Source organism: Streptomyces sp. NPDC107654 (assembly GCF_055639035.1).
Window position 1 is genome coordinate 1 of sequence record NZ_JBVKBI010000055.1, and the last position, 4,102, is coordinate 4,102.

The following is a 4,102-nucleotide window of genomic DNA, read 5'->3' on the forward strand; positions in this document are numbered from 1 at the left end:
TGCAGATGTCGCAATCCACACCGAACCCAGAAGGCCCTCACCTGTTCAAGCACCCAGCACGCGTGTCACCAACGTCCCGGGACAGCACATCTAGGAACGGCAGCAGCCGATAGAGGCTGTCGGAGAAGACGATCTCGGAGAACCCCTCGGCCTTGAGGGTCCGGTGCGAGTCGACCATGTCCTTGTGCTGCTTGATGACCACGTCCTCGGGAAGCGTGCGGTTGGCCGGCCGCGGGCCTTGCCGCTCGATGCAGACGCTGCCGGGGGTGGCGACCATGACCGCGATGGGCAGCATGTCGTGCCGTTTGGCTGCGGCGATCAGCGGCTCCCTGGCGGACCTGGTGATGTTGGTCGCGTCGACGACGGTGAACAGCCGGCGGCGCATCCTCGCCTCCAGGAGCAGGTGCAGGGCGGCGACCGCGTCGCCGGTCGCCGTCTGGTCACCCGCATCGTCGCTGACGACCTCGCGCAGCGCGTCCAGGGACAGGACCTGGGAAGCGGGCCAGGTGCGCGCGATCGTGGACTTCCCGGCGCCGGACGGGCCGATCAGGACTACCAGGCTGTGCTCGGGCATCTGCGGGTAGATCAGCTCGGTCATGCGAGATCTCCTTGCGGGTGAGGGCGCCGGGCAGCCCGGATGAGGCGCTGCCCGGCGTGGGCGGTGAGCAGGGGCGGGGCTTCGTGTAGCGGCGTCAGCGGACGATCATGTGGTCGGGGTGGCCGTTCTTCATGTGGTCCACGCACTGCGGGCAGTCCTCACGCGGACCGAGCCCGGCGTGGGCCTCGCGGCTGGCGTACGCGTGAAACCAGCACTGCGTGCACTGCCCCCGGGGCGGGTTCGTCGCCTTCGCGCTCGGCATCAGATGCCTCCCTGCTGCGGGTGAAGGGCGCGGGCAGCCCAGATGAGGCGCTGCCCGGCGTTGTCGGTGATCAGGGCGGCGGCCTCGTGCAGGGGGCACGAGGCGTCGCCGTCGCGGTCCGGCTCGACCTGCTCGGCACGACGCGCGGCGGCGGTGAGCAGCTGCGCGACGGCCGCCATGAACCCGCCGGGCGGGTCGGTGTCCTCGATGAGCTCGCGCAGGATCGCGGCGAGCCCCTCCTGGTCGACGTCGTCGGCGCGAAGGTCGTCCTCGATCTGCTGGAGGGCCAGCGAGGCGATCCCGGCCGAGGCGCGTACGCGTTCCAGTCGGGTCCGGGGCTCGCCGGTCACCGGGTGGTGGCCTTGGTCGTGGCGATGAGCGCGGCGACGGTCTCCCAGCCGTGGTGCCAGGAGTTGTCGAGGTGGAAGACGCCGTTCATTCTGTGCGAGGCCAGCTTGTAGAAGTTGGTCTTGCCGGTCTTGTCGGCGAGCTTCTCCAGAACTATCGGCAAGGTCGGATATCTCGGTGTGCGGAATAGAGCCATCGCTTTGCCCTCTCAATGGTGAGCGTTGTCTGACGTGGGGAGGCAGCCCGCCACCGCCGAAGTCGATGGTCACGAGAACGGGAGGCATCCCGTCCCTGGTCGGTGCGGCTGTGGGGCCCAGCCCGTTGATGAGAGTGAGGCTCGGGCTGGTGGCTTGATCGGTCTGCGAGTCTTGATCGCTGCCGAGCCTGCTGCTTGGGTGGCTGGCATGACTGAGCTCGGACCCGTCGCCTGGCCACCTGTCCCGATCAAGACCGAAAGGCTCGTGCTCCGTGAGCCCGAGGCCCGGGACCGTGCGGCGTTCATCGAGCTGCTGGCGTCGCCAGAGGTGCACACCTACCTCGGTGGCCCCCGGCCACGTGACGAGCTTGAGCGCGAGATACCCGAGGTACCCGAGCAGTGGCCGGGGAGTTTCGTCGTAGAACTCGACGGGGTGATGATCGGCCAGATCCTGCTCAGGAGAGCATCGGAGCGCCATCGCCCGGCGGCCGCGGGGAAGGCCGACCTCGGCTACCTGTTCCTGCCGCGGGCATGGGGATTCGGATACGCCGCCGAGGCGTGCGCGGCGGCACTCGACTGGTTCGACAGCGTCCTCCCCGGCGAGCCGGTGGTGCTCGCCACCCAGACCGCCAACGTCGGCTCGATGCGCCTCGCGGCAAAGCTCGGGTTCACAGAAGTCGAGCGGTTCCATGCCTGGGACGCCGAGCAGTGGCTCGGCATGCGGTCCCCAGTCACGCCCTCCGATTGAGCTCGCGCTCGACAGAGTGGACCCGCGACTCGACAGCACTGCCAGGACGAAGCCCAGCGCTGTTGAGGCTCGCGAACATCTCACCAGGCGGAGAGGGCCGAACGCCTTCGAAGCACTGTCGAAGCGCTGTCCGTTCTCGTGGATGAAGCCACTCTGAAACCCAGCGTCAGGGTCCTGGCCGCCGGGCCACCTCAGCTGCGTAGGCCATCCTCACTGCCCCGGCAGACCACCGCTCTGCCGCCATAGGGCTGATGCCGAGCAGCCGTTGCAGCACGGCTGGCGGCATCTGTGTGCAGAGGTCGAGCAGGGCGGCGCATCGTCCAGCCTCCGGCGGAAGGCCGATGTTCCGCAGGCGGGTGGCGAGGCGACTGCTGGTCAGTGCCCGCCCCGGACGCTGAGTCGGGAAGAGCCAGGGTGCGTTCAGCTCGTTGCTGTTCACCGCGTGCTCGTGGCTGTGTGCGATGTCGACGAGTTGCAGAACGAGAGCGTCCAGGGGTGGTGGCAGCCTGAGCGGCGTTTTGTTGATGCGGAGGGCGACGCCATCCTCGTCGTGCAGGACGTGGGCGGTGGTCAGGCGGCAGGTCCTGGCGGGGGTCTGGCCGTAGAGCAGGACCATCAGACCGGCGACGCGGTCCTTGGTCTCGAAGGAGTCGTCGTTGAGGAGCCGACGGGCGATCTTCCATCGTTCGTCCGCGTCGAGCGGGCGGTAGCAGATCCGTCGGGCCCGGGTGGGGATGCTGATCTGGGAGGCGAACTTACTGCGGACGGCCCAGGCCACGAACGGGCCGGCGGCGTAGGGGCCCTGGTGAGGCTCGGAGGTGAGCCAGAGATCGATGTGCGTCTGCCGGCAGGTCGTCAGCGTTTCGCCCTGGTCTTTGAGCCAGGACAGGAACAGCACGGCCTTGGAGATCTGCGTCTGCGTGACGTCCGCTGCCGAGGCGGCGATCGGCTTTCCGCGGGCACGGCGCCGAATCCGAGCGACCCGGTCCCAGCGAGCGTAGGCGGTGATCAACTGTCGGTGGTCGGGATCGTTCAGGGCCGCGGTCTTGAACTCGATCCACCGTTCCAGGCGGGCGAGGTACTCGTCGCGGACGGGCAGAATGCCGGCGGCGACCAGGACGGAGCGGAACCAGTCGATGGCCAGGTCGCGGCGGTGGTCTGCTGTGCGGGCGTCGAGAGCCTCATGGCTGAGGTCGCAGGCCCCGGAGGCCAGGTCGTTCAGGAGCTGTGCGGCCGCCTTCGACTCGCGCGTATAGAGCAGTGCCCTGCGCGGATTGTGGTCGAGCAGAGCGGTTGCGATCTGGTCGAGCTCGGGACGCGGCTTGCCGTCCGGCGGCGTCAGCAGCGTCCGCAGATGCCGCTCACCGGCGCAACGACGGCACCGGCCGAAGTGGAACAGCCTCTCGACGCGGCCGCAGTCTTCGCAGGGCTTTCGTGCCTCCGGAGCTACCTCCCAGCAGTTCTCGCAGAACGGGCCGCGGGCCACCCTGGCGACCACCCGGCTGATGCGGCCGCAGTCCGTGCAGGGTTCCGGCGTGGACAAGCAGGCCCGACAGCGGGGGGAGTCGGTGGTGCTGTGGAAGCAGGGACGCAGCTTGCCGCAGGAGGTGCACGTCATCGTGGGCGGCTTGCGGCAGGCCGAGCAGATGGGCCCCTGAGCTGTGCGGGCGGAGACAGCCCGGCTTTTGCCGCAACCGAGGCACGTCTCCTGGCAGGTCGCCTCCTTGTCGCGGCAGCTGTTGCAGAACGGGGCCCCGCTGACGTCTCGGCCGGCAGGGGTGCGGGAGCGACCGCACCACTTGCAAGGCTCGGCCAGGGAGCGGTTGTAGCAGTTGCCGCAGACACGGAGCCGCTTAGAGGTGCTAACAAAGGCGTTGGACGTGCCGGTGGGTGATCAGGCAGGTCGCGAGGCCGAGGAAGGCTTCGTGGATGTCGTCGCGCCGTTCCCAG

7 protein-coding genes are annotated in these 4,102 nt (G+C 68.8%); 2 read left to right on the forward strand and 5 right to left on the reverse strand.

Annotation, left to right across the window (positions count from 1 at the left end; all coding sequences use genetic code 11):
• Positions 1-37: 37 nt before the first annotated feature.
• The 4 genes from ACZ7N4_RS38970 to ACZ7N4_RS38985 form a co-directional block, all read right to left on the reverse strand.
• Complete coding sequence (locus ACZ7N4_RS38970; RefSeq protein ID WP_471368753.1) at positions 38-598, reverse strand: AAA family ATPase; 561 nt, start codon at positions 596-598, stop codon at positions 38-40.
• A gap of 94 nt (positions 599-692) precedes the next feature.
• The gene (locus tag ACZ7N4_RS38975; RefSeq protein WP_471368755.1) at positions 693-860 is read right to left on the reverse strand and encodes a pRL2-8; all 168 of its coding nucleotides are present in this window, start codon (positions 858-860) and stop codon (positions 693-695) included.
• Positions 860-1,210: a hypothetical protein gene (locus ACZ7N4_RS38980; RefSeq protein ID WP_471368758.1), complete on the reverse strand. Its 351-nt coding sequence runs from the start codon at positions 1,208-1,210 to the stop codon at positions 860-862. Before ACZ7N4_RS38980 ends, ACZ7N4_RS38975 begins: the two co-directional genes overlap by 1 nt.
• Complete coding sequence (locus ACZ7N4_RS38985; RefSeq protein ID WP_471368761.1) at positions 1,207-1,371, reverse strand: hypothetical protein; 165 nt, start codon at positions 1,369-1,371, stop codon at positions 1,207-1,209. Before ACZ7N4_RS38985 ends, ACZ7N4_RS38980 begins: the two co-directional genes overlap by 4 nt.
• Positions 1,372-1,612: 241 nt before the next feature.
• Between ACZ7N4_RS38985 and ACZ7N4_RS38990 the strand changes: the two genes are divergently transcribed.
• Positions 1,613-2,152 carry a GNAT family N-acetyltransferase gene (locus tag ACZ7N4_RS38990; RefSeq protein ID WP_471368764.1) on the forward strand — a complete coding sequence of 180 codons (540 nt, stop codon included), beginning with the start codon at positions 1,613-1,615 and terminating at the stop codon, positions 2,150-2,152.
• A gap of 166 nt (positions 2,153-2,318) precedes the next feature.
• Here the strand turns inward: ACZ7N4_RS38990 and ACZ7N4_RS38995 are convergent, their stop codons facing one another.
• Complete coding sequence (locus ACZ7N4_RS38995) at positions 2,319-3,650, reverse strand: hypothetical protein (protein ID WP_471368767.1); 1,332 nt, start codon at positions 3,648-3,650, stop codon at positions 2,319-2,321.
• Positions 3,651-3,657: 7 nt separating this feature from the next.
• Here ACZ7N4_RS38995 and ACZ7N4_RS39000 point away from each other — a divergent pair, with 7 nt between their 5' ends.
• Entirely contained in the window at positions 3,658-3,810 is a 153-nt protein-coding gene (locus tag ACZ7N4_RS39000) for a hypothetical protein (RefSeq protein WP_471368770.1), read from the forward strand.
• Positions 3,811-4,102 lie beyond the last annotated feature (292 nt).

Coding starts and splice junctions, on each gene's coding strand:
- ACZ7N4_RS38975 (WP_471368755.1), bottom strand. CDS start 860: ATGCCGAGCGCGAAGGCGACGAACCCGCCCCGGGGGCAGTGCACGCAG.
- ACZ7N4_RS38970 (WP_471368753.1), bottom strand. CDS start 598: ATGACCGAGCTGATCTACCCGCAGATGCCCGAGCACAGCCTGGTAGTC.
- ACZ7N4_RS39000 (WP_471368770.1), top strand. CDS start 3,658: ATGCGGCCGCAGTCCGTGCAGGGTTCCGGCGTGGACAAGCAGGCCCGA.
- ACZ7N4_RS38990 (WP_471368764.1), top strand. CDS start 1,613: ATGACTGAGCTCGGACCCGTCGCCTGGCCACCTGTCCCGATCAAGACC.